The organism is Nocardia testacea NBRC 100365 (assembly GCF_000308775.1).
In the GTDB taxonomy this organism is placed as follows: Bacteria; Actinomycetota; Actinomycetes; order Mycobacteriales; family Mycobacteriaceae; genus Nocardia; species Nocardia testacea.
In genome coordinates, this window is sequence record NZ_BAGJ01000161.1 from 1 (window position 1) to 23,292 (window position 23,292).

The 23,292-nt window shown below is 69.6% G+C and carries 19 protein-coding genes; 8 read left to right on the top strand and 11 right to left on the bottom strand.

All coding sequences use genetic code 11. The features are described 5' to 3' along the window. Positions 1 to 115: 115 nt before the first annotated feature. Positions 116 to 1,843: a BCCT family transporter gene (locus ON38_RS21735; protein WP_083872993.1), complete on the bottom strand. Its 1,728-nt coding sequence runs from the start codon at positions 1,841 to 1,843 to the stop codon at positions 116 to 118. 342 nt (positions 1,844 to 2,185) lie between these two features. On the opposite strand from ON38_RS21735, the gene ON38_RS21740 reads away from it, so the two are divergent. Together ON38_RS21740 and ON38_RS21745 are read left to right on the top strand one after the other, a co-directional pair. After that, positions 2,186 to 3,199 (top strand): NAD-dependent epimerase/dehydratase family protein, encoded by a 1,014-nt coding sequence (locus ON38_RS21740; RefSeq protein WP_039826777.1) that lies wholly within the window; start codon positions 2,186 to 2,188, stop codon positions 3,197 to 3,199. 159 nt (positions 3,200 to 3,358) lie between these two features. Next, on the top strand, positions 3,359 to 3,826 hold the full coding sequence (locus ON38_RS21745) for a MarR family winged helix-turn-helix transcriptional regulator (protein WP_039826778.1): 468 nt from the start codon (positions 3,359 to 3,361) through the stop codon (positions 3,824 to 3,826). 21 nt (positions 3,827 to 3,847) lie between these two features. Here the strand turns inward: ON38_RS21745 and ON38_RS21750 are convergent, their stop codons facing one another. Then, the gene (locus ON38_RS21750) at positions 3,848 to 4,642 is read right to left on the bottom strand and encodes an acyl-CoA thioesterase domain-containing protein (RefSeq protein WP_039826779.1); all 795 of its coding nucleotides are present in this window, start codon (positions 4,640 to 4,642) and stop codon (positions 3,848 to 3,850) included. An 82-nt stretch (positions 4,643 to 4,724) separates the two neighbouring features. Beyond that, positions 4,725 to 5,390, bottom strand: a complete 666-nt coding sequence (locus ON38_RS21755) for a TetR/AcrR family transcriptional regulator (protein WP_039826780.1) — start codon at positions 5,388 to 5,390, stop codon at positions 4,725 to 4,727. A 184-nt stretch (positions 5,391 to 5,574) separates the two neighbouring features. Between ON38_RS21755 and ON38_RS21760 the strand changes: the two genes are divergently transcribed. From ON38_RS21760 to ON38_RS21775, 4 genes are all read left to right on the top strand, one after another. Next, a complete protein-coding gene (locus ON38_RS21760; protein ID WP_083872994.1) occupies positions 5,575 to 7,071 on the top strand; it encodes a high affinity choline transporter 1 in 1,497 nt (498 codons plus the stop codon). A gap of 103 nt (positions 7,072 to 7,174) precedes the next feature. Further along, positions 7,175 to 7,927, top strand: a complete 753-nt coding sequence (locus ON38_RS21765) for a DUF1989 domain-containing protein (protein ID WP_039826781.1) — start codon at positions 7,175 to 7,177, stop codon at positions 7,925 to 7,927. Next, the gene (locus ON38_RS21770) at positions 7,924 to 8,547 is read left to right on the top strand and encodes an urea amidolyase associated protein UAAP2 (RefSeq protein ID WP_039826791.1); all 624 of its coding nucleotides are present in this window, start codon (positions 7,924 to 7,926) and stop codon (positions 8,545 to 8,547) included. The genes ON38_RS21765 and ON38_RS21770 overlap by 4 nt, the downstream gene beginning before the upstream one ends. Positions 8,548 to 8,588: 41 nt before the next feature. After that, entirely contained in the window at positions 8,589 to 10,556 is a 1,968-nt protein-coding gene (locus ON38_RS21775) for a 5-oxoprolinase/urea amidolyase family protein (protein WP_039826792.1), read from the top strand. A gap of 56 nt (positions 10,557 to 10,612) precedes the next feature. Here the strand turns inward: ON38_RS21775 and ON38_RS21780 are convergent, their stop codons facing one another. The 3 genes from ON38_RS21780 to ON38_RS21790 all read right to left on the bottom strand — a co-directional run bounded on the left by ON38_RS21780 (position 10,613) and on the right by ON38_RS21790 (position 13,310). Further along, the gene (locus ON38_RS21780; RefSeq protein WP_039826782.1) at positions 10,613 to 11,266 is read right to left on the bottom strand and encodes an isochorismatase family protein; all 654 of its coding nucleotides are present in this window, start codon (positions 11,264 to 11,266) and stop codon (positions 10,613 to 10,615) included. A gap of 79 nt (positions 11,267 to 11,345) precedes the next feature. Further along, entirely contained in the window at positions 11,346 to 12,494 is a 1,149-nt protein-coding gene (locus tag ON38_RS21785) for an isochorismate synthase (protein WP_039826783.1), read from the bottom strand. 9 nt (positions 12,495 to 12,503) lie between these two features. Beyond that, on the bottom strand, positions 12,504 to 13,310 hold the full coding sequence (locus ON38_RS21790; RefSeq protein WP_039826784.1) for a 2,3-dihydro-2,3-dihydroxybenzoate dehydrogenase: 807 nt from the start codon (positions 13,308 to 13,310) through the stop codon (positions 12,504 to 12,506). Positions 13,311 to 13,396: 86 nt separating this feature from the next. Here ON38_RS21790 and ON38_RS21795 point away from each other — a divergent pair, with 86 nt between their 5' ends. Beyond that, a complete protein-coding gene (locus ON38_RS21795) occupies positions 13,397 to 15,049 on the top strand; it encodes a (2,3-dihydroxybenzoyl)adenylate synthase (protein ID WP_039826785.1) in 1,653 nt (550 codons plus the stop codon). 47 nt (positions 15,050 to 15,096) lie between these two features. Here the strand turns inward: ON38_RS21795 and ON38_RS37930 are convergent, their stop codons facing one another. The 3 genes from ON38_RS37930 to entS are packed head-to-tail and all read right to left on the bottom strand — an operon-like array spanning position 15,097 to position 17,526. After that, a complete protein-coding gene (locus tag ON38_RS37930) occupies positions 15,097 to 15,339 on the bottom strand; it encodes a phosphopantetheine-binding protein (protein WP_039826786.1) in 243 nt (80 codons plus the stop codon). 10 nt (positions 15,340 to 15,349) lie between these two features. Next, a complete protein-coding gene (locus ON38_RS21805; RefSeq protein WP_085995467.1) occupies positions 15,350 to 16,189 on the bottom strand; it encodes a siderophore-interacting protein in 840 nt (279 codons plus the stop codon). Next, entirely contained in the window at positions 16,189 to 17,526 is a 1,338-nt protein-coding gene (entS, locus tag ON38_RS21810) for an enterobactin transporter EntS (protein WP_083872996.1), read from the bottom strand. The genes ON38_RS21805 and entS overlap by 1 nt, the downstream gene beginning before the upstream one ends. 141 nt (positions 17,527 to 17,667) lie before the next feature. On the opposite strand from entS, the gene ON38_RS21815 reads away from it, so the two are divergent. Next, positions 17,668 to 18,948 (top strand): RNA-guided endonuclease InsQ/TnpB family protein, encoded by a 1,281-nt coding sequence (locus ON38_RS21815; protein WP_245564151.1) that lies wholly within the window; start codon positions 17,668 to 17,670, stop codon positions 18,946 to 18,948. On the opposite strand, the gene ON38_RS21820 is transcribed toward ON38_RS21815, so the two are convergent. Together ON38_RS21820 and ON38_RS21825 are read right to left on the bottom strand one after the other, a co-directional pair. Continuing rightward, on the bottom strand, positions 18,941 to 19,939 hold the full coding sequence (locus ON38_RS21820) for an ABC transporter substrate-binding protein (RefSeq protein ID WP_039826788.1): 999 nt from the start codon (positions 19,937 to 19,939) through the stop codon (positions 18,941 to 18,943). The two genes, ON38_RS21815 and ON38_RS21820, sit on opposite strands and share 8 nt — an antisense overlap. A 77-nt stretch (positions 19,940 to 20,016) precedes the next feature. After that, a partial coding sequence (locus ON38_RS21825; RefSeq protein ID WP_051165051.1) for a non-ribosomal peptide synthetase occupies positions 20,017 to 23,292 on the bottom strand: 3,276 nt, incomplete at its 5' end.

Here is a 23,292-nt window from a genome sequence, read left to right on the forward strand (position 1 = left end):
AGCGCACCCCGCGCCCATCGTCCGGCGGCGCCCGGCCGGGCCTGCCTGGATTTCCGCGGGCATCTGCGCTGAACCCGGTCCGCGCCGCCGCGCGGCCCGGATCGGTGCCACCGGGTCACCGGTCGCGCTCGACCGGCTCCCCGTCGACGACCTCGATGGGTGAGGTGACCAGTTCGAACTCGCCCTCGTGCTTGGCCACGCCCTGCAGTACCGCACCCTCCACCAGTTCGACGCCCAGATTCGCCCGCATGATGAGCGGATCACTGCGGACATCGCGGTAGAGCGAGACGCACATCAGCACCATCACCACCATGAACGGCAGCGAGACCACGGTGGTGAGCGCCTGCAGGCCGGTCAGGGCGCCACCGAGATCACTGGAATCGGCGATCACCAGCATGATCGCGGCGACCGCACCGGTGGCGGTACCCCAGAAGATCACGGTGAGCCGGGACGGTTCGATACTGCCCCGCTCCGACAGCGTGCCCATGACGATCGAGGCCGCGTCCGCGCCGGAGACGAAGAAGATACCCACCAGGATCATCACCAGCACAGTGGTGATCGAGGTCAGCGGATACTCCCCGAGCAGGTGGAAGAGCGCGAAATCGGGGTTCACGCTGCCGTCGGCCTCGGTGAGGTCGTGGGTATCGGTCTGCTGGCGGATGGCCGCGCCGCCGAAGATCGCGAACCAGACCAGGCTCACCAGGCTGGGCACCAGCAGGACACCCGCGACGAACTGCCGGATGGTGCGGCCCCGGCTGATCCGCGCGATGAACATGCCGACGAAGGGGGTCCAGGAGATCCACCACGCCCAGTAGAAGATGGTCCAGCTCGACAGCCACGTCTCCATTTCCTCGCCCCCGGCTATACCGGTACGCGAGGCCATGGTCGGCAGCTCGGCGATGTAGTCGCCGACCGCGGTGGGCAGGAAATTCAACATGAACAGCGTGGGCCCGGCGATGAAGACGAAGGCAGCCAGGACCACCGCGAGCACCATGTTGATATTCGACAGCCATTGGATGCCGCGGGCGACCCCGGAGACCGCGGACAGGACGAACGCGACGGTGAGCCCGGTGATCACCGCGACCAGGCCGATCTTGCCGACGGCGTCCACCCAGCCGTTGAACTCGAACCCGGCGCCGATCTGCAACGCGCCCAGGCCGAGCGAGGCCGCCGAACCGAACAGCGTGGCGAAGATGGCCATCACATCGATCGCCTTACCGCCCGGACCGTCGGCGTGCAGGCCGAGCAGGGGCCGGAACACCGAGGAGAACAGCTGGGACCGGCCGCGCCGGAAGGTGCCGTAGGCGATGGCCAGACCGGCGACCGCGTAGATGGCCCACGGGTGCAGTGTCCAGTGGAACAGCGTGGTCGCCAGCGCGACCTCGGCGGCCTGCGGGCTACCGGCTTCGGCGGTCCCCGGCGGCGGCGAGGTGAAATGGGTCAGCGGCTCGGCGACACCCCAGAACATGAGGCCGATCCCCATCCCGGCGCTGAACATCATGGCGATCCAGGAGACCGTCCGGAATTCCGGCTGTTCGTCGTCGGCGCCGAGCGGGATCTTGCCGTAGCGGCTGAGTGCCAGCCAGATCACGTAGACCACGAAAGAGGTCGCGACCAGGACGAAGAGCCAGCCTGTATTGGTGATCACCCAGGACTGCGCGTTCGACGCGAAGGTGGCCAGACTGTCCTGGTCGAAGATCCCCCAGAGGACGAAGGCCACGGAGCCGACCGATGTGATGCCGAAGACCAGCCGGTCGAGGCCGCGGCCCACCGGTCTGTGTCCGGCCGAGCCCGGCACGCCGCTGTTACGCGTCGCGGATTTCCCGCCGGTGTCGATCGCCATGGACGAGTCCTTTCAGATCGCACGTGCGTCCGGCACCGAGGTCGCGACACCACGCGGACCAGCCGTTACCCGGCCCTTCCGCGCACCGCGACCACGCCGCCGAACCGGATGTACCGGAAAAAACCGTACTCGCCTCCGATTCGGGCCCTGCGCCGAACACGTGAACAGCGGGGCGGCGGGTCTGCTATGGACGCCGCCGGAAGCGGCCCGGCAAGCCCCGGGCCCGAAGCTCGGACAATGGTCCGGACTCCTGTACGGACCAGGAACCGGTTTCCTGTACAGAATCCGGTCGCCCCTGCGACACTCGTACCGACCGACGAACCGATCAGGAGGCCCACCGGTATGGCGGATCCGGCGAAACTGGTGGTGGGAGCCTCGGGATTCCTCGGCTCGCACCTGACCCGCCGACTGGCGGCGACCGGAGCACCCGTCCGCGTCCTGGTCCGTCGGACCAGCGATATCCGTGCCATCGCGGGCCTGCCGGTGGAGATCCACTACGGCGACCTGTTCGACGATCACGCGCTGCGCACGGCCATGCGCGATTGCGACGAGATCTATCACTGCGCGGTGGACACCCGGGCCTGGCTACGCGATCCCGAACCGCTCTTCCGGACCAATATCGTCGGCCTGCGCCATGTGCTCGACGCGGCCCGCGCCGCCGGACCGCGGCGGTTCGTCTTCACCAGTTCCGCCGCGACGATCGGACGCCGGCCGGGCGGCGTCGCCGACGAGACCGTAGCCTTCGACTGGCCCCATCTCGGCGGCCCGTACGTCCGCTCCCGGGTCGAGGCGGAAGATCTGGTACTGCGTTATGCGACCGAACGCGGACTGCCCGCGGTGGCGATGTGCGTCGCGAACACCTACGGTCCCGGCGACTGGCAACCGATACCGCACGGGTCGTTCGTGGCCGCCGCCGCGCTCGGCAAACTTCCGTTCCGCTTCGCCGGCACCGGAGCGGAATCGGTGGGGGTCGAGGACGCGGCCCGGGCACTGATCCTGGCCGGCACCACCGGACGGCCCGGCGAACGCTATATCGTCTCCGATCGCTTCCTCACCAATACCGAACTGCTCACCGCGGCCGCTCACGCGGTGGGCCGGGAACCCCCTCGGGCGGCCGTCCCGCTGCCCCTGCTGTACCCGGCCGCCGGTATCGCCTCGACCGTGGCCCGGTTACGCGGCCGGGACAGCCGGTTCACGGTGACCTCGGTGAATCTGATGCACGTCATGTCCCGGCTGGACCACGGCAAGGCCGAACGGGAACTCGGCTGGAAACCGGAACCGGTGCTGGACGCGGTGGCCCGCGCCGCGCGGTTCTTCGTCGAACGCCGATCCCGGCGGACCGCGGCCGCCGGCTGACAGCGGCCGCCGGCTGACAGCGATCGGTGCGACTCACACGGAAATTGCACCCTACATACAATGTGTAGGATACAAGCTGCTTCCGGCCGCATGGTCACAACGACCGGCAGGACGCCCGCCGCGCCGCCACGGCATCCGAGTACGAGCAGGACAACCGCCATGGACAAACCCACGCATCTGATCGAATTCGAGACCATGCTCCTGGGCCGGCACAGCCTCAATGCCCATCTGCGCCGCCCGGATCACCTCGAGCGCAGCGCCTATCTGGTGCTGCGCCGGTTACGGATCGAAGGCCCCATGTCCATCGGCGAACTCAGCGAAGCCTTCGGCCTGGACACCTCGACCGTGCACCGGCAGACCGCGGCCATGCTGAAGGCCGGACTGGTGGAGCGCATTCCCGACCCCGAGGGGGGCCTGGCCCGCAAGTTCCGGATCACCGACGAGGGCGAACGCCGGGTCCTGGCCGACCGCGACTACAACATCAACGCCCTCGACCGGCTCCTGCGCGGCTGGAGCGACGAGGACGTCCGGACCTTCGCCGCCTATCTGGAACGGTTCAACACCGATCTCGAGGCCCGTGAGGCGCGACCCTGGCCGCGACCCTCACGCACCGAGCCGCGGGCGTAGCCACGGCGGGCCGGGCCGATATCAGTAACGCCGCATATCGACCTGGCGGCGCACATTGGACAATGCGGTGACCACGGCCGTGCCCAACGGTCCGCTCCGGTCGTAGAGGGTGGTGGTGCCGACGGCGACCCCCGCGTAGGCGACCTGATCCTGCGCCAGCACCCCGATACCCGGACCGGACGGCACCCGGGCAAGCGTCAGTGTGACATCGGAGTTGATATAGCCGATCCCGGCGGTGCCCCAATTGCACATGAGGCTCGCGGCATCGGCGGCCATGGCCGCCCGCTGCAACGGTGTCACCGGTTCGCCTCCGACCACCGGCAGCATGTTCTGCCAGATCGCCTTGCGTTCGGCGTTCTGGGTGGCCGCGAAATCCCGCGTCCACGCGCCGTCACCGCTCTTGAACAGCGGATGCTCGCCCGCGGCCGAACTGTCGGGGGTCTCGGGCACCGGGAAGTCGTGCGACGGCTGCCACAGCTCGCCACCGGGCACCTCACCGGTGCGCAGATACACCACGGTCGCCCGCGACCGCACCTCACCACGTTGCAGCAGTTCGGCGTCCGCAACGCAGATACGTTTACCCTCGCGGACCACGGCACTGCGCACCACAGCCGGTTCGTCGACCACCGGGCGGAACAGGTCCACGGTCACCCGGGCGGGCACGAACTCCTCGCCCGGGGAGCGCGTTTCCAGTTCGCGCGCCAGCAGCCCGCAGATCGCCGGCCCGCTCACCTGGGTCGGGCTCCAGCTAGACATGGCTATGCGGGTGGGCAGGTACTGCTCACCCTCCCGGGTGAAGAACGCGAACACGCCCATCGACTCCTCTCACATGGGCCCCTGTCCCAGAATTACAACACGTTCTAGCTCGACGGTCGCGTGAAGGGCCGGTGCCGGCGCCTCACACCTGCAGCTCCCGGGCCAGAGCATCCGCCGCGGCCCGGACCCCGGCGGGATCACCGTCCCAGCCGAGGACCCGCAGCACCGCACCGGCGATCGCCCGCCGCACATCCTCGGGCACCGCGCCGGCGTCCGAGCGGATATTGATCACCGTCTCCACCAACCGGAACGGCAGGGTCCGCGCGTCGGCCACCCCACCCGCGCCGAGCCCGGCCACCACCCGCGCGGCCAGCGTTTCATAGCTCGCGCGCAAAGTGTCGCGACGGGACCGGAAGCGCCCGAACCGATCCCCGCCCAGCTCCGGCAGGAAGTACAGCGCACCGATATTCCAGCGCGCGTCGCACAGTTGGCCGATATCGAACCGGGCCAGGGCATACAGCCGGACGTGGGCCGGCTCCGGTCGCGATTCCAGGCGTTCGGCGAGTTCGGCCGCCCCCGCGATGGTTTCACCGAGCAGGGCGTCGAGGATGTCGTCCTTGGCCGCGAAGTGGTGGTACAGCGAGGCCTGGCGGATGCCGACCGCCTCGGCGATGGCCCGGGTCGAGGTACTTCCGTAGCCCTGCGTGGTGAACAGTTCGGCGGCGGCATCGAGGATTTCCGCGCGCGGCGTCTGCCCTTGGCGGCGGCGCGGCGCGAGACGCGGGCGGCCCGGACCGAGTTGGGTCATGGCCCCATTGTCGCCGACCGGCGGATCGGCATCGCGGAGAGATTTCTGTCATTCGACAGAAATATCGGCAACGCAGACGTTACGCCCAGCCGCGAGACGGATACATCGCCGTCACCACCATGACGCCGGATACGAGGAACCTTTCAACCGATAGATATTCGTGTCGGACGAAGGGCCCCCGGCCATGATCATTCTCGGAATCGCGATCAGTGTGCTCGCGGTAATCGGCATCGGCCTGCTGGTCGCCCGCAAGGTCGACGGTGACAGCGTCAACTTCCTGGTCGCCGGACGGTCACTGGGCCTACCGCTGGTCGCGGCGGGCCTGATGGGACAGGCGGTCGACTCCAACGCCACCCTCGGCAATACCGATCTGGCCGGGTCGGTCGGTTTCTGGGCCGGCGCCTCGCTACCACTGGGCCTCGGCCTGTGCCTGCTGCTCACCGGGCTCTTCTTCGCGAAGCCGATGAACCGGATGGGTCTGCTGACCCTGCCGGACTTCTACCGGATCAAATACGGCCGCGGGGTCGAGTTCAGCGCCTCGATCCTGATGATCTTCAGCTTCTGCATCCTGCTGGCGGGCAACCTGGTCGCCGGCGGCTTCCTGTTCGAACGCTTCCTGGGTATCCCCTACACCGCCGGTGTGCTGCTCATCGTGGCGATCGTGCTGACCTACACCGTCACCGGCGGGATGTTCAGCGACGCCTACACCGCGCTCGCCCAGATGGTGATCACCGTGATCGGGTCGCTGGCCCTGCTCATCTGGGTGGGATCGACCTACGGGATCAGCATTCCCGAGGGCATGGGGCCCTTCGATCTCGGTCAGCTCGGCAACAGTTCCGAAGGGGCCGCGGTGAACTGGGCGACGCTGCTCGCCCTCGGTATCGGCGATATCGTCGCCATCGATTTCATGCAGCGCATCTTTTCCGCCCGCTCCCCCGAAATCGCCCGCCGGGCCTGCTTCGTCGGCGCGGCCGGAACCGCCGTGGTCGGGATCCCCTACGCGCTGGTCGCCCTGGCCACCACCGATCTCGTCGGCGAGGGCACGGGGCCGCGGCTGCTGACCCTGCTGGACGAACACGCCCCGGCGGGCCTGGCGATCCTGGTGCTGTCGGCGATCGTCGCGGCATCGTGTTCCACCGCCAACGGCGCCATCCTGGGCACCGCCTCGGTCGCGACCCGGAATATCGCCGGGCGCACCGACCGGACCGACGCCGCCGGACGCGACACCCTGCTGCGGGATGTGCGAATCACCATGATCCCGGTCGTCGCGGTGGCGATCTTCTTCGCGGTGGAGGTGCCGCAGACCGGCATCCTGCTCACCCTGGCGTTCGACCTCATGCTGGCCGCGCTGATCGTCCCGTTCGTCGCGGCGCACCTCACCTCGCGGATCACCACCGCCGCCGCGGTCGCGGCCATGGTGGCCGGACTCGGCGTCCGGCTGGTCCTGTTCGTCCTCACCCCCACCATGTACGGGGTGCCGAACACCGTTCTCCATATCGACAATTCGCTGATCGGGCCGGGTTTCGACGGCTGGCCCACGTTCTTCGGCTTCCTCGCCTCACTGCTGGCCTTCCTCGGCACCCTCGCCGTGCAGCGGTTGCGCGAGCCCGCCGTACAACCCGCGACTCCAGGAGATATCGCGCCACTGCCCGCCCCGGAACCCGTGGTCCAGCACGGCTGACCCGCCATCCGGTCCCCTGGTAGGCCCGGTCCCGCTGCCCCGCTTCCGAACCGAGCGCGCGACAACCGGATCACCCTCCGAATCCGACGAGCAAGGAAAGATCATGACACCCACCACCGCCTCGACGACCGGTGCCCGCGCGCACGCCCGCGCCCAGGCATCGGCGACCGCGGCCACGCCCGCGCTGCCCGAGGGGGTCCCGCTCGACGCGACGACCTGGACCGTCCGGCTCCCACCCGGCGGCTACACGAGCACAGTGCTCGGGCGCGGCACCCGGTTGCGACTCGCCGACCCGCACGGCGCCGCCTGCGCACACCTGTTCCTGCTGCGCGCGGACGCACCGTGGGAACGTCTCAATGTCGCCGACACCGTGAAGGTGCCCTGGCAGGCCTATCTCGGTGCCGGGCACCCCCTGCTGTCCGATCAGGGCCGCCTGCTGGCCACCGTGGTCGCCGACACCTCGGGCCGGCACGACGCGCTCTGCGGGCCCACTCCCGAAGGCCGGCTGCTCCTGGAACGCGCGGCCGCGAAACACGGTCTGGCACCCCGCGATATCGGCCCCACCCTCTCGTTCTTCCGCGGCGTGCGGGTGGGCGGCGACGGCTCCCTCGCGCCGATCGGCACGGCCGGCGCCGGCGCCTACATCGACCTGATCATCCACCTCCCGGTGACAGTCCTGGTAACCGCCACCCCCCATCCCCTCGATGACGCCCCCGTCACCGGCCTCGATCTGGTCGCCTGGCCGGGCGACCGCGCCGCCGCGGCCGCCGCGAACAGTGACCCGGAATACCTGCGCGCCGTCCAGAACACCGAACAGGCCTGGTCGGCCGCCCGCACCCGACAGGAGTGGATATGAACACCGCGACCCCGGCAGCGACCGTCGTGCTCGACGAAGTGGTCCCGGCGTGCGCACCGTGGTCGGCGGTCGTGCGGGCGGGGCACCGGCTCGACATCATCGATCTGCACGGCAATCAGGCCGTCGACTGCCTGCTGTACGCCGCGGCCGACCACACCGACCGCTACAGCGCCCAGGCCACGGTCACCGCGCAGCGCAATATCTTCCTCACCACCGGCAGTGTGCTGCGCACCGACCGGGGCACGGCGCTGATGACCGTGATCGCCGACGAGGTCGGCAATCACGACACCATCGCCGGAGCCTGCTCGCAGGAGTCCAATACGCTGCGCTACGGCCACCACACCCGTCACCAGCACGCCTGCGTGGAGAACTTCCTCGCCGAGGCGGCGAAATGGGGTATGGGCAAACGTGATCTGGTGTCCAACATCAACTGGTTCATGAACGTCCCGGTGGAGTCCGACGGCACGCTCGGCATCGTCGACGGACTGTCGGCACCGGGTAAGACGGTGTCGCTGCGCGCCGAGACCGACACGCTGGTCCTGGTTTCCAACTGCCCGCAGATCAACAATCCCTGCAACGGTTTCGATCCCACCCCCGTACGCATGGTGGTGACCCGGTGACCGCCCCGGTAACGCTCGCCCCGCCGGCCGCCGCGGAGACCATGGCCCGCCGCGCGGTGGTCGAACGGCCGGGCCTGCTCACCACCGTGCAGGACTGGCCGGGCCGGACCGGTTACTGGCACGTCGGCGTACCGCCGTCGGGTCCGATGGACGACCTGTCGTTCCGGCTGGGTAACCGTGCCCTGGGCAACCCCGAGGGCGCGGCCGGGCTGGAATGCACCATGGCCGGTCCGGCTCTGCGATTCGCCGAGCCGGCCTGGGTATGTGTGACCGGCGCTCCTGTCACGGTGACGGTGGCCGGGCGTCCGGTACCGCTGTGGCGGCCGGTGTACGTGCCCGCCGGGGCGGTGCTCGATATCGGCACGATCCGCGGCCCGGGGATGCGCTGCTATGTCCTGGTTTCCGGCGGGCTGGCGTTGCCCGAGTACCTGGGTAGTGCCGCCACCTTCACCCTCGGCCGCTTCGGCGGTGTGGCCGGGCGCGCGCTGGCCGCCGCGGACATTCTCCCGCTCGGCCCCGCGCCGGGCCCGCCGGCCGGCGCCGTGCCCGGCGACGAACAGCCCGTACTCACCCATGACTGGGAACTGGCCGTCACCGAGGGACCACACGGCGCGCCCGAGTTCTTCACCCGCGCGGATATCGATACGCTCCTGGCCACCGACTACGAGGTGCATTTCAACTCCGACCGCACCGGGGTCCGGTTCATCGGCCCCAGACCCAGCTGGGCCCGCCCGGACGGCGGCGAGGCCGGCCTGCATCCGTCGAATATCCACGACACCGCCTACAGCGTGGGCGCGCTCGACTTCACCGGCGACACCCCCATCCTGCTGGGCCCCGACGGGCCGAGCCTCGGCGGCTTCGTCTGCCCGGTGACGGTAACCGCCGCCGACCTGTGGAAGCTCGGCCAGTTGTGCCCGGGTGACCGGGTGCGTTTCGTCCCGGTCCGCGCCGAGCGGGCCGCGTCACCGGCCGAATTGGGCCCCGCGCGCCGGGCGGGCTGGCCGATCGTCCTGTCCACCGGCGGCGACGGCGACGACGGAGTGCTGCGGCACGGGGAGACCGCGGACGGCACCGCGGTGACCTACCGCCGCGCGGGCGACGACGGCATTCTCGTCGAATACGGTGCCATGACCCTGGATCTCGAACTCCGCGCCCGCGTCCACGCATTGCACGAGCACCTGCGCGCCCGCGGCGAACGGGGTATCACCGAGCTCACCCCGGGCGTCCGTTCACTTCAGGTCCGGGTCGAACCGCGCTCGCTGCCGATCGGTGCGGCCCTGGATCTGCTGGCCGAGGCGGAGGCCGGACTACCGGCCGCCGAGGACCTGGTGGTGCCCAGTCGTACCGTGGATCTGCCGCTGTCCTGGGACGATCCCGCGACCCGGGAGGCGATCACCCGCTATATGCACGGTGTCCGTGCCGACGCACCGTGGTGCCCGTGGAATATCGAGTTCATCCGGCGGATGAACGGGCTCGACACCGTCGGCGATGTCTTCGATACCGTGTTCGCCGCCGAATATCTGGTACTCGGATTAGGGGACGTCTATCTCGGTGCGCCGCTGGCCACCCCGATCGATCCCCGGCACCGGCTGATCACCACCAAGTACAACCCGGCACGGACCTGGACGCCGGAGAACGCGGTCGGTATCGGCGGCGCCTACCTGTGCATCTACGGAATGGAAGGGCCCGGCGGATACCAGTTCGTCGGCCGCACCACCCAGGTGTGGAGCCGGCGCACCGATATCGAGACACCGTGGCTGCTGCGCTTCTTCGACCGGATCCGCTGGTACCCGGTGAGCGCGGCGGAACTGCTGGACCTGCGCGCCGATATCGCCGCCGGCCGCGGCGAACCGCGCACCGGCCCGGGTGAATTCCGGCTCGCCGAGCACCGGAGGTTCCTCGCCGCGGAAGGGGACTCGATCGAATCGTTCCGGCGCCGGCAGTCGGCCGCCTTCGCGGCCGAGCGGGAATCCTGGCGCCGCTCCGGAGAATTGGGCGAGACGCACTGACGGCCCGGACGCCCGCCGGCCGTTCCTGCCGGCGGGGTCGGGCAGGCCGGCCCCGGTCAGGCCGAAGTCACCACCGAGGGCTGCAACTGGTTCAGCATCTCGTCGGTACCGAGCACCATGCCACAGCGGCGGGCGGTGTACTTGGAGGCGATCAGATGTTCGTCGCGGCTGAAATCGGCCACCGCGTCGTGCGCCAGGAACGCGGCGATATCGTTCATGAACGCCTCGGCCGCACTGAGCATGCAGCCCATATGGGCGTACACGCCGGTGACCATGAGCTGATCCCGGTTGCGGTAACCGAGCAGTTGACGCAGATCGGTGCGCTGGAAGGCCGAATAGCGCCATTTGGTGACCTGGATGTCCTGCTCGCCGGGTGTCAGTTCGGCGATGACCTCGGTATCCGGGCCGTCCGCCATACCGGTACCCCAGAAATCGGCGAGCAGACCGCGGCGGTCGGGATGCTGATCCCCCGGCTGCATACTGTAGATCACCGGTATGCCCAGCTCATGGCAGCGATCGCGGAGCCGGACAATATTGTCGATCATCGTCCGGGCGGGATCGCGGTCGAGCTGGTAGGCGGTGAGGAAGTAGTTCTGCATATCGTGGATCAGCAGGGCGGCCCGATCGGGATCGAGTCTCCAGGCCACTCTGTTGGTGATCTCGTCGTCCAACGGCGGCATCGCATACGGTGCGATCGGCTCCATGGCCATGTCCAGAACTCCTCATCTTCTGTGGCCCGCGACCTTCTGGCGGGCTGCGGGCCCGGGCGCAGTGGTGAAAGGTGGTAGGTCAGGGCACCGCCGCCGGACGGCCGGCCACACCCAGCGGTCCGAGGACTCGCTGCAATTTCCCGGTGGTCTCGGCCAATTCGTCCTCCGGATCGGATTCCGCGACGATGCCGCCACCGGCGTAGGCCACCAGCGTCCGGTTGTCGGCCGCGAGTTCGGCGCAGCGGATGCTGACCATCCATTCCCCGTTGCCCTCGGCGTCGCACCAGCCGACCGCCCCGGCGTAGAAACCGCGTTCGCCTTCGAGTTCGGCGATCAGCCGGGCGGCCGCCGCGGTGGGGGTACCGCAGATGGCCGGGGTGGGATGCAGGGCGGCCGCCAGTTCCAGCGCCGACGGCCCGGCCACCGGGACGGTCGCGCCGATGGTGGTCCCCAGATGCCACATGGCCGGTGTTTCGGTGAGATCGGGGCGGGCGGGCGTGCGCACATCGGTGCACCGGTCGCGCAGTACCCCGGCCACATGGTCCACCACGAAGCCGTGCTCGTGCTGATCCTTCGCCGAACCGAACAGTGTCTCGGCGGCGAGCCGATCGGCCAGCGCGTTCTCCGGCACCCGCCGGGCCGAGCCCGCGAGCGGATGACTCGTGACCTCGGTGCCGATGCGCCGCACCAGGATCTCCGGGCTGGACCCCACCAGGTGACGGCCGGTGAACAGACCACCGGCCGCGGACAGGTCCACCAGGTAGCCGTTACCGGCCGGGTCGGTGGAGACCAGGAGATCCAGGAGGTCGGCGGCGCGCACGGCCCGGTCGGCCCGGGCTCGCAGTGCCCGGGCGAGTACGACCTTGCGCAGCGGCTGGGCGGGATCGGCCAGCAGCCGCACCGCGGCGGCCACCCGGCGCTGATGCTCTTCCGGTTCCGGAAGATGCTCGGTGACCGTGATATCGGGTGCGGTGACCGCTCGCGCGGCCCGGGGACCGTCGGTCACCGAGATCGAATCGGGCGCCCACAGTGCGGCCGGCGCGCCGGGGGTGAACGGTAGCGCGCCGACGATATGACTCACCCGGCGCGCACGCAGTTGCGCGACGGCTTCGGCGGGGCTGTGGAAGACACGCCCTCCGGCAGACGCGGTCACGGTGCGCTGCGGCCGGGACAGGACAAATGCGGGATCCGCGGCAAACGCGGGGTTCTCGGCGTTGATGGTGATCATCCTCTCGTGTCACATATCCAGCGTTGCGCCGCCGTCGACCCGCAGGTCGTGCATGGTGATATGGCGCGCGGCATCGGAAACCAGGAAGCGGACGGCGGCGGCGACATCGGCGGGATCGGCGATCCGCCGCAAGGGGATGCCCAGCCGGTAGTTCTCGGGGTCACCGTCGAGCAGGCTGACCCGCCCGGCCGCGCCGAGACCGTCCTCGTCGGAATCCGCGTACATTCCGCGCAGCATCGGGGTGTCGGTGGAACCCGGGGAGACCAGGTTGACCCGGACGCCGTGCGGGGCCACCTGGAGCGCGAGCGAGCGGGTGAACGCCGTGGCCGCGGCCTTCGCGGCGCCGTACGCGGCGAGGTTCACCCGGGGGACGGTGGCGGAGTTGGACGAGACGACAACGATGGATCCGGTTCGCGCCGCGACCATTTCGCGGGCCGCGCGCTGGGCCACATACACCGCGCCGCCCGCGTTGACCGCCACACAGCGCTGCCATTCCTCCGGGGAGGTGTCCAGGGCGGAACCGCCGATCATCGCGCCCGCGGCATGGACCACCACCCGGGGTGTGCCGCGTTCGGCGAGCTCTTTGTCGAATGCCCCGGCCACCGCGGTGGCGTCACTGACATCGACTTCGGCGGAGGTCACGCCGGTGTCCTCGTGCTGCCGCCCGAGCCGGGCCGCCACCTCGTGCACCCGGGAATCCCGGTCCCACAGTGCGATATTCGCGGAATCGCCGGCGAGTTCGGCGGCGATCGCCGCACCGATTCCCCCCGCGGCTCCGGTGACGATTACCCCTTCGCCCCATTGCTTCGTGACCATTAGGTTAGCCTAACCTGAAGTTACACCGTAAGGCCAGCATTCCGGTGTGACGTGCAACAAGATCGCTGATCGGAAAGAGGTGCTCCATGTCATCGCCCACCCTCCCCGGTTTCACACCGTGGCCGCCGGACCAGATCGACCATTACCGAGCCGAAAAGCTCTGGACGGGTGAGACATTCGGATCCCTGCTGACGGCACGCGCCACCGCGAACCCCGAGGCGATCGCGGTCGTGGACGCGGCGAACCGCTGGACCTACGCCGAACTGGACCACCGGTCCCGGTCGCTGGCCACCGGATTCGCCCGGCTGGGCATCCGGCCGCGCGACCGCGTCCTGGTCCAGCTGCCCAACCGCGCCGAATTCGTCGAAGTGATCTTCGCGCTGTTCCACCTGGGCGCGCTGCCGGTGTTCTGCCTGCCCGCGCACCGGGCGGCCGAGCTGATCCCCATCGCCACCGCGAGCGGCGCGGTGGCCATGGTCACCTGCGACCGGCATCAGCGATTCGACCATGCCGCACTGGCGGATACGGTGCGGCGCGAGGTCGAGACCCTGCGGCACGTGCTGCTGGTCACCGACGACCCCGCGCACGAATTCGCCGCGGGCGCCGCCGACCTCGCCGACTACCGGAACGAACCCGGCGAGCTCACCGAGCCGGACCCCGGAGACGTCGCGTTCCTGCAACTGTCCGGCGGCAGCACCGGCATCCCCAAGCTCATCCCCCGCACCCACGACGACTACCTGTACAGCGTACGGCGCAGCGCCGAGATCACCGGACTGGGTCCCGAGACCGTCTACCTGGCGACACTGCCGATCGCGCACAACTTCCCGATGAGTTCCCCGGGCATCCTCGGCGCGCTCTACGCGGGCGGCACGGTGGCCATGACACCCGACCCGACCCCGTCGACGGCGTTCGCCGCGATCGAGCGTTTCGGCGTCACCATCACCGGCCTGGTGCCACCGCTGGCCCGGCTGTGGGTCGAACGTGCCGAAAAAGGCGGCGAACTGCCCGATCTGTCCAGCCTGCGGGTGGTCCAGGTGGGCGGCGCCCGCTGCCCCGACGAACTCGCCCGCCGGGTCGGCCCGGCGCTGGGGGTGACCCTGCAGCAGGTGTTCGGAATGGCCGAGGGGCTGGTGTGTTACACCCGGCTCGACGATCCGATCGACGTGGTGGTGGGCACCCAGGGCCGGCCGATGTCGGAGTACGACCGGATCCGGATCGTCGACGACGCCGATGTGGACGTAGCGCCGGGCGCCGACGGGAATCTGCTGACCCAGGGTCCCTACACGATCCGCGGCTACTACGACAATCCCGAGGCCGATGCCCGTAGCTTCACCGCGGACGGCTGGTACCGCACCGGCGATATCGTCGCGCTGCGACCGGACGGGAACCTGGTGGTGAAGGGCCGGGCGGGCGACTGGGTCAACCGCGGCGGCGAGAAGGTCTCGGCCGAAGAACTCGAGGCCCATCTGCTGGAGCATCCGGGAATCCGGGACGCGGTGATCGTCGGCACCCCCGACCCCGTACTCGGACAGCGGATCTGCGCTTTCGTGCAGCCCCTCGATCCGGAGACCCCACCGACGCTGACCACGGTGCGCACCTTCGTCCGGGAACGCGGTATCGCGGCCTGGAAGATGCCCGACGCGGTGGTCACCGTCGCCGAATTCCCGGAAACGGGAGTGGGCAAGACCAGCCGCCGCGATCTGCGCCGGCTGCTCGCCGAGGGACACCGCACCGCGTGACCGCCGATGCCGCGGACCGCGCCGGGCGCGCGGGCCGCGGCGCCCGGTCACGGGCACAGCACCTCCAGCCAGGACTCCAGAACGGGGTCACCGGCCAGCGTCAACGGGTCGACGGTCTCGTGTCCTTCCGACCGCCACTTCTCCACCAGCTGCATGATGCGCACCGAATCCAGTCCGGCGTCGAGCAGGTTGGTGTCGGTGGACAGTTCCTCCGGGGCCATGCCGAGCAGGTCGGCCACATCGCGGATGAAGTGGTCGCGATCGGCCACCGCGGTCGGCTCGTTCGTCATCTATGTCTCCTTATTCCTCGCGGTCGAAATCCGCGACTCCGTGCTTCCAATAGCCCGCGATCAGGCAGTCCTTCGCCGGTACTCCGAGTTCGCCGCGCACCCATTTGCGAATCGGCCGCAGCTGTCCGGCTTCCCCGGCGACCCACGCGTAGACGTTCTGACCCTCCGGGACGGTGACCGTGCGGATCGCCTTCTCCAGCAGGTCACCGGTTCCGGCGCGCGCGTCGCCGCGGTGCAGCCACCGCACCTCCACCCCGGGCGGTGCGGCCAGTTCGATCTCCTGGCTCTCGTCGACCACTTCGACGAACACCCAGCCGGTCTTCTCGCGCGGCAGCCATTCCAGCCAGCGGGCGATCGCGGGCAGGGCGGTGATATCACCGGCGAACAGGTAGTTGTCGTAACTGGTGGGCACCACGACGCCACCGGGCGGGCCCGCGATGTGAATGCGGGTGCCCGGCCGCGCGACCAGCGCCCAATCCGAGGCGAGACCGCCGGGATGCAGGGCGAAATCGATATCGAGTTCACCGGCCGCCGCGTCGTAGCGGCGCACCGTGTACTCCCGGGAGATCGGACGCGGTGCGGGCCAATCCAGCGACAGGCCGTCGGGGATCGGCAGGCGCAGCGTGCCGTCGGTATCCGGGAACACCAGTCGCACGTGCTCGTCGGGCACATAGCTGTGGAACCCGTCGAGCTCGGGACCGCCGAAAGTGATCCGGATCAGCCCCGAACCCACCGGGGCGGTGCGGATCACCTCCAGTTCCCGCAACCCGATCGGATAACCGACCTTCGCGCCGTGCGTGCCGGCGAGCACCTCGGCGATCCGCTCACGGTAGGCTCCGCGATCCACCATCACACTCCGTCCTTCTTCTCCTCGACCACGGTCCCGGCGGCCTTCTCTTCGACGATGTTGCCGCCCACCGGAACCTGCGCCGGCGGCGGTGGTTGCGGCGGCCCGCCCGCGGGCGAGGTGAGCCCGTACAGGGGCCACACCAGCACCAGCGCGAATACGAACAGCACCAGCACCGCCGCCCCGTAGACGACCAGCGCGGTACCGGGTTCCACCAGATTGCCGATCGCCCCGGCCGCCATGGACCCGACCGCGGTACCGGCCACCGACTGCACCATGAGCAACCCCGACATCCGCCCGCGCATATCCTCCGGTGCGTTCTGCTGCAGGACCGCGTAGCGCAGGATGCCGTTGACCGCTCGGGCGACGCCGAACGCGGCCAGCCCGAGGAAACTCCAGGCGGCCTGCGGCCAGATACCGGCCATGACCACGCCGAGCGGCATGAGCGCCAGCGAGCCCAGCAGCACCAGCCCGTTGCGCCGCGCGCGGCCGATCCAGCCACTGGTCAGCGAGCCCAGGACGGCACCCGCGCCGGGCGCGGCGTAGAGCAGGCCCAGGGTGGCGGGTCCCGCGTCCAGGGCCCGGTCGGCGAATGCCGGGAGCAGTACCAGGGGCCCGCTGACCAGCATGGCCAGCAGACCGCTCACCAGTACCGCACGAATAACGTTGTGCCGCACGGCGAACGCGATACCGTGACCCAATTCCAACAGCGGGTTGCGGATCTCGCGGACCGGTGGCGGGGCGGACCCGATGGCCCGGATGAGCGATACCGTGCCCACGGTCGCCGCCGCGGCGGCGAAGAACGCGAACGACACCCCGATCTGCGCGATGAGCACGCCGGCGATCGCCGGGGTGATCATGGTGCCCAGATCGGAGGTCAGCGTGGTCAGCGCGCCGGCGGCCGGAACCTTCTCCTGCACCACCAACATGGGCACCAGCGCCATCATGGCCGAACCGCTGATCCCGCCGGCCAGGCCGTCGGTCACCGCCGCGGCGTAGATCACCGCGAGGAACGGATCGGGCAGCAGTGCGTTGATGCCCAGCGCAAGGAATGCCAGACCCGCCGCCGACCGGGACAGCGAGATCACCGTGCGCCGGTCGTACCGGTCGGCGATCACCCCACCGCCGAGACTGCCGACGAACAGCGCCACCGCCATCGCCGTGGACACCCCGGCGACGTGCAGACTCGATCCGGTGAGCTCGTAGACCTGCACCGGCAGGGCGACCATCAGCAGGCCGATGCCGAGAACGGAGACCAGTCGCGCACCGAAGGCAGCGCGGAACCGCCGGCTCTCCCGCAACGGAGAGATATCGATGAGGAGGCCGGCGGGGGCTTTCACCGAATCTCCGTAGCGTAAAAGCCCCGTCCTTCAGGGCCGGGAGGAAACGCCTTGTTTCCGCACTCAACGCGATCAGCGGTTGTCATGCCAAGCTCTTTCTTTATGTGTGTCGGTGCTACGTGTTAGGAATCTGCGGTGCGGATGGCGTACAAAGTCCGGGCCTACCCGGATCCCGGACAGGCGACCCAGCTAGGTCGCACGTTCGGCTGTGTGCGCCTGGTCTGGAACAAGACCCTCGATATTCGGCACCGCGCCTACCACACCGACGGCACGAAAACGTCCTATAAGCAAACCGACGCCGCCCTGACGGCGTGGAAAAAGACCGAGGACCTGGCGTTTCTTTCCGAGGTTTCGTCGGTGTCGTTGCAACAAACCCTGCGCCATCAGCACACCGCCTACGCCAACTTCTTCGCCGGACGAGCCAGGTACCCACGGTTCAAGTCCCGCAACGGTCGTCAGTCCGCGCACTACACGCGGTCCGCGTTCCGCCTGCGTGACGGCAAGCTGACCCTTGCCAAACAGGCGAAGCCACTGGATTTCGTGTGGTCCTGGGACCCGGAGGTCTTGGCGACGCTGAATCCGACGATGGTGATCGTGTCGCGGGAGCCGGATGGCCGGTGGTTCGTGACGTTCGCGGTGGACACCGACGATCCCGAACCGCTGCCGGACACCGGCCGCGTGGTCGGGGTGGATCTCGGGGTGAAGGACTTCGCTGTCCTGTCGACCGGGGAGAAGATCGCCAACCCGCGGCACCTGGACCGCAAGGCCCGCAACCTCGCCCGCTATCAACGCCGTTTGGCGGGGAAGCAGAAAGGGTCGGCGAACCAGCGGAAGGCCAAAGCCAAGATCGCGCGGGCACACCGCAAGATCCGCAATGCCCGTGCCGACTTCCTTCACCGCACCTCGACGCGTCTGGTTCGCGAAAACGATGTGATCGCGATCGAAGACCTCAATGTCGCGGGCATGAGCCGCAGCGCCAAGGGGACCGTCGACAAGCCCGGCCGGAATGTGCGTGCCAAAGCCGGACTCAACCGTGCGGTGCGGGACGCGGCACTCGGTGAGTTCCGGCGCCAACTGCAGTACAAGGCCGCACGCGCGGGCAAACGGGTCGTGGTCATCGACCGCTGGTATCCGTCCAGCAAGACCTGCTCGAACTGCGGGCATTTGTTGTCCAGCCTGACATTGTCGGTGCGCTACTGGGCGTGCCCCGACTGCGGCACCCGGCACGACCGGGATATCAACGCCGCGAAGAACATCCTTGCCGCAGGTCGTGCGGTAGCCGGGGAAACCCCTGGCGATGCCTGTGGAGCTGATGTGAACCCGCAAGGGGCCTCCCCTCGGTTGTCGGCTACGAAGCAGGAACTGTCCGGTGTGAGCCGGATGGGAATCCCGGTCGCACAGGGCCGGGAGGAAGTCAAGTGAACTGCTCCTGGATCAGATCGAGGGTGTCCATGACGCCGCGGTAGTCCGGCCGGTAGCTGGTGGCCGGCAGTTCGTAGACCTTCTTGTCCTTGAACGCCGGCAGCTGCGCGTACAGCGGATCCTTCGCCAGATCGGCCGCGCCCTTGGCGCCGCTGAGCGGCACGACGAACACCACGGGCGCGTCCACGACCTTGGTCAGCAGTTCGGGGCTGAAACCGAACCAGTCGGCCGACGGATTCAGCTCGGGGTTGCCGGCCTTGGCGAGCACCTGGTCATCGGCCTTGAACCCCAGTTCGGCGAGCAGCGTCGGCAGCGCGGCGTTCGGCAGGATCATCTTGGGCTGCCCGTCGGCGGCGGACTGGAAGTAGCCGACCTGCTGTCCGGGGACCTTGATCGCCGCGGAGACCTGCTTCACCTTGTCGTCGTAGGCCGTGATCAGGTCACCGACCTTGTCGGCGCGGTTGACCACATCGGCGATCTGCTTCAGCTGGTCCTGCCAGCCGGTCACATTGCCGGGCAGCAGCACCGTGGGCGCGATGGCGCTGAGCTGGTCGTAGGCGTCCACCGACTGTTTGGCCGGGAAGCCCTGGCCGCCACCGATGATCAGGTCGGGCTGGAGCGAGGCGACGAACTCGACGTTCACGGCCTGGCCCACCGGCACCATCTGGGTGCCCTGTTCCTTCGCGGCGTCGGCCCAGGTCTTCGGGAAGTCGGCATTACGGCCGCTGACCCCCAGCACCCGCGGGTCCGCCGCGGCCACCGGGACATCGAGGTCGTAGAGGTAGCCGGCCAGTGCGCCGTTGAGCACCACCACCCGCTGCGGGTCCGCGGGCACCTCGATGGCGCCCTTCTCGGTCTGGATCGGGCGGGTCCCGGACGCGGCGGCGGGTTCGGTGTCGGAGCTACAGCCCGCGACCGCGACCACCGCGACGAACAGACCGACCACGAGGCGTAGCCAGGCCGCGAAGCGGCTGTGGGATAACAGCGACATAGGTGTTCTACTTTCTTTCTCGAATCGCCGGGGTACCGGATGGTGCCGCGGCGAGGTCTCGGGGACCGGGCGCACGGTCAGGTCCGCAGGGCCGGTTCGGTATCCAGCAGCGCGGCGACTTCCGACCAGCCCTGCTCGGAGACGATCCCGAAGTGGGAGTAGGGCAACCGGCGCGCGATGATGCGCGCACCGGCGGCGCGCCAGCCCGACAGCTGGGCGGCGACCCGCGCGGCATCGTCGTCGCCACCGGGATCGGCCGCGTACAGCGCCATCGGCCCCGCGTAGTCCGGGGTCTCGGAGACGGTGACCAGGCGCAGCAGTTCGCCGGCCGCACTCCGGATGAGCGCCGCGAGGTCGGGGGCGTCGTCGGGGAGTTCGGGCAGCAGGGCCGCCAGGCGGTCCGGATCCGCCAGTGCCGCGGTGGCCTGGCCGGCCAGATTCGCCAGCGGATGCGAATCGACCAGGCCCACGAACGCGATCTCCGCGCTCTGCTCGGCGAGCGCCGCGGCGATCGCGTGCACGATATTGCCGCCGAGTGAGTACCCGAGCAGGTGGTAGGGCCCCGCGGGCTGGATTTCGCGAATGGTCGCCAGATACCGCGCGGCGAGTTCGTCGATGGTCGCGGCGCCCGATTCCGCGCCCCGCAGTGCCGGCAACTGCAGGCCGATCAGTGGCCGGTCGGCGCGCAGCCGCCGGGCCAGCGGGGTGAACTGCCATGCGGTGCCGCCCACCGGGTGCACACAGAACAGCGGTTCGGCCGAACCGCGGGAACGCAGTTCGAGCACATGGTCGAGGCGCCGGCCCAGCATGGCGATCTCCTCCGAGGGCGCGGCGAGATCGGCCTCCCGTGCCGGAACGCCCCGCGGTGCCACCGCCGCGGCGACACCGTCGATGCGGGCCGCCAGTGCCCGTGCGGTGGGCGCCTCGAAGATATCGTCGACCACCACCTGGTGCCCCGCCCGGCGCAGCCGGCCGACCAACCGGACCGCGGTGAGCGAATGGCCGCCGGCGGCGAAGAAATCGTCGTCCGGGCCGATGGTCGCCACCCCGAGCACCGCGGCCATGGCCGCGAGTACCGGCCCGGCGGCCGCGGACAGCGTCGGATCCGCGACCGCGGTAGCGGCGGCGACGGGGGCTTCCACGGGATAGTCGGGAATCGGGAGCGCCTTGCGGTCGAGTTTGTCGCTGCTGGTCGTCGGGATCTCGTCGAGTTCCACGAAGGCCGCCGGAATCATGTACTCCGGCAGCGCATCGCGCACCGTGGCCCGTACCGCGTCGACGTCCAAAGCGGCGCCGGTCCGCGTCCGCAGATAGGCCACCAGGCGCTGATCGCCCGGATTGTCCTCGCGCAGGACCACCGCCACCTGGGCGATCTCGGTGCGGCGCAGGATCGCCGACTCGATATCGCCGAGTTCGATCCGCTGGCCCCGGAGTTTGACCTGGCTGTCGGTGCGGCCGACGTATTCCAGTTCGCCGGCGGCGCCCCAGCGGACCAGATCGCCGGTGCGGTACATCCGTTCGCCGCGACCGGCGGGGTCGGCGACGAAGGTCGCGGCGGTCTGCTCCGGGCGGTGCAGGTATCCGCGGGCGAGCTGGACCCCGGTCAGATACAGCTCCCCCACCACTCCGGACGGCACCGGGCGCAACCTGTCGTCGAGCACCCGCACACCCGCGCCACCGGGCGGACGGCCGATCGGAACCGTCACGGTATCGGCGTCGTCGGTCGCGTGATAGGTGATGCAGACCGCGGCCTCGGTGGGGCCGTACAGGTTGTTCACCCGGGCCCCGGTCGCGCTCCGGAACCGCTGTGCCGTCGCGGGCGGCAGCGGTTCACCACCGGTGAAAACGCAGCGCAGGGCACCGCATCCGGACAGATCGCTTTCCTCGGCGGTGGTGGTGAGCATGGACGAGGTCATCTGGATCGCGGTGACCCGCTCCTCGGCCATCAATCGCGCCTGATAGTAGGGATCGCGGTGACCGTTGGGACGGGCCACCACGATCCGGGCGCCCACCAGTAGCGGCAGGAATATCTCCAGCAGCGAGGCGTCGAAGGTCGCCGGGGTCCGGTACAGCACCGTATCGCCGATCCCGAATCCGTGCTGCTCCTGCAACCAGGCGAAAGTGTTCACGATGGCCGCGTGCGGCACCGTCACGCCCTTGGGGACACCCGTGGAGCCGGAGGTGAACAGCAGATAGGCCGCATTGTCCGGCCGCAACGGCGCGAGCCGGTCGGCATCGGTGAGTGCGGTGCCGGCGAAATCCGCGGTATCGAGCGTGTCGACGGAAACAACGTCGGCCCGGCCGGTTTCGAAGGCATCCGCGTCCGTGGTCAGCACCAAGGGCGTCGCGGCGGCGGTGAGGATGGTGTCCACGCGTTCGGCGGGCTGCCCCGGATCCACCGGCAGGTACACTCCGCCCGCCCGGCAGATGGCGTGCGCCGCGATCACCTGATCGGCGCCGCGCCGCATGGCCACCGTCACCACGGTCTCGGGACCGATGCCCCGGGCGACCAACCAGCGGGCGAGCCGGTTGGCGCGCGCCTCGAATTCGCGGTAGGCGATCGTCTCGCCGGCGGAGGTGATCGCGGGCGCCGCGGGATCGAGCGCGGTGTGCGGACCCCAGTCGGCCATGGTGCGGCCGCGGGTGTCCGGGTGGCGGGTGGCGGCCAGTACGGCGCCGGCGGTGGCGCCGGGTTCGTCGACCAGGGCGGTCAGTACCGCGCCGAGGCGGGCGGCCATCCGGGTGGCGGACGCGGCGTCCACCGCGCCGGGGTCGTGGTGCAGCATCAGGCGGAACCGGTCGCCGGGCAGGGCCGTCACCGTCACCGGGTAGTGGGTGAGGCTGTGCACCGTCACCCCGGCCACCGCGACCTCGTGCGACTCATTGCCTTGCACACCGGTTTTCGGGAAGTTCTCGTAGACCACCAGGGTGTCGAACAGCCGTCCGATTCCGGCTGCCCGCTCGACCGTGGCCAGTCCCAGGTAGCCCTGGTTCTGTAATTCGAATGTGGTCTGCTGGAATTCGGCGAACTGGACGGCGGCGGGCCGCGCCGGGTCCAGGGTCAGCCGGACCGGGACGGTATTGCTGAACAACCCGACCATGCCCGCCACACCCGGCAGTTCGCTGGGACGGCCCGACACCACCGCGCCGAAGACCACATCGTCGCGGCCGAGTTGCTCGGCCAGTACCAGTCCCCACGCCCCCTGTAGCAGGGTGTTCATGGTCAATCCATTGGCCCGGCCGAAGGATTCGAGCGCGGCCGCGGTCTCGGCGGTCAGCGGCACCGCCAGGCCGACCGCGGCCGACCGCGGCCCGGGCGCGCCGACCAGACTCGGCGCGGCCAGGCCGGCCAG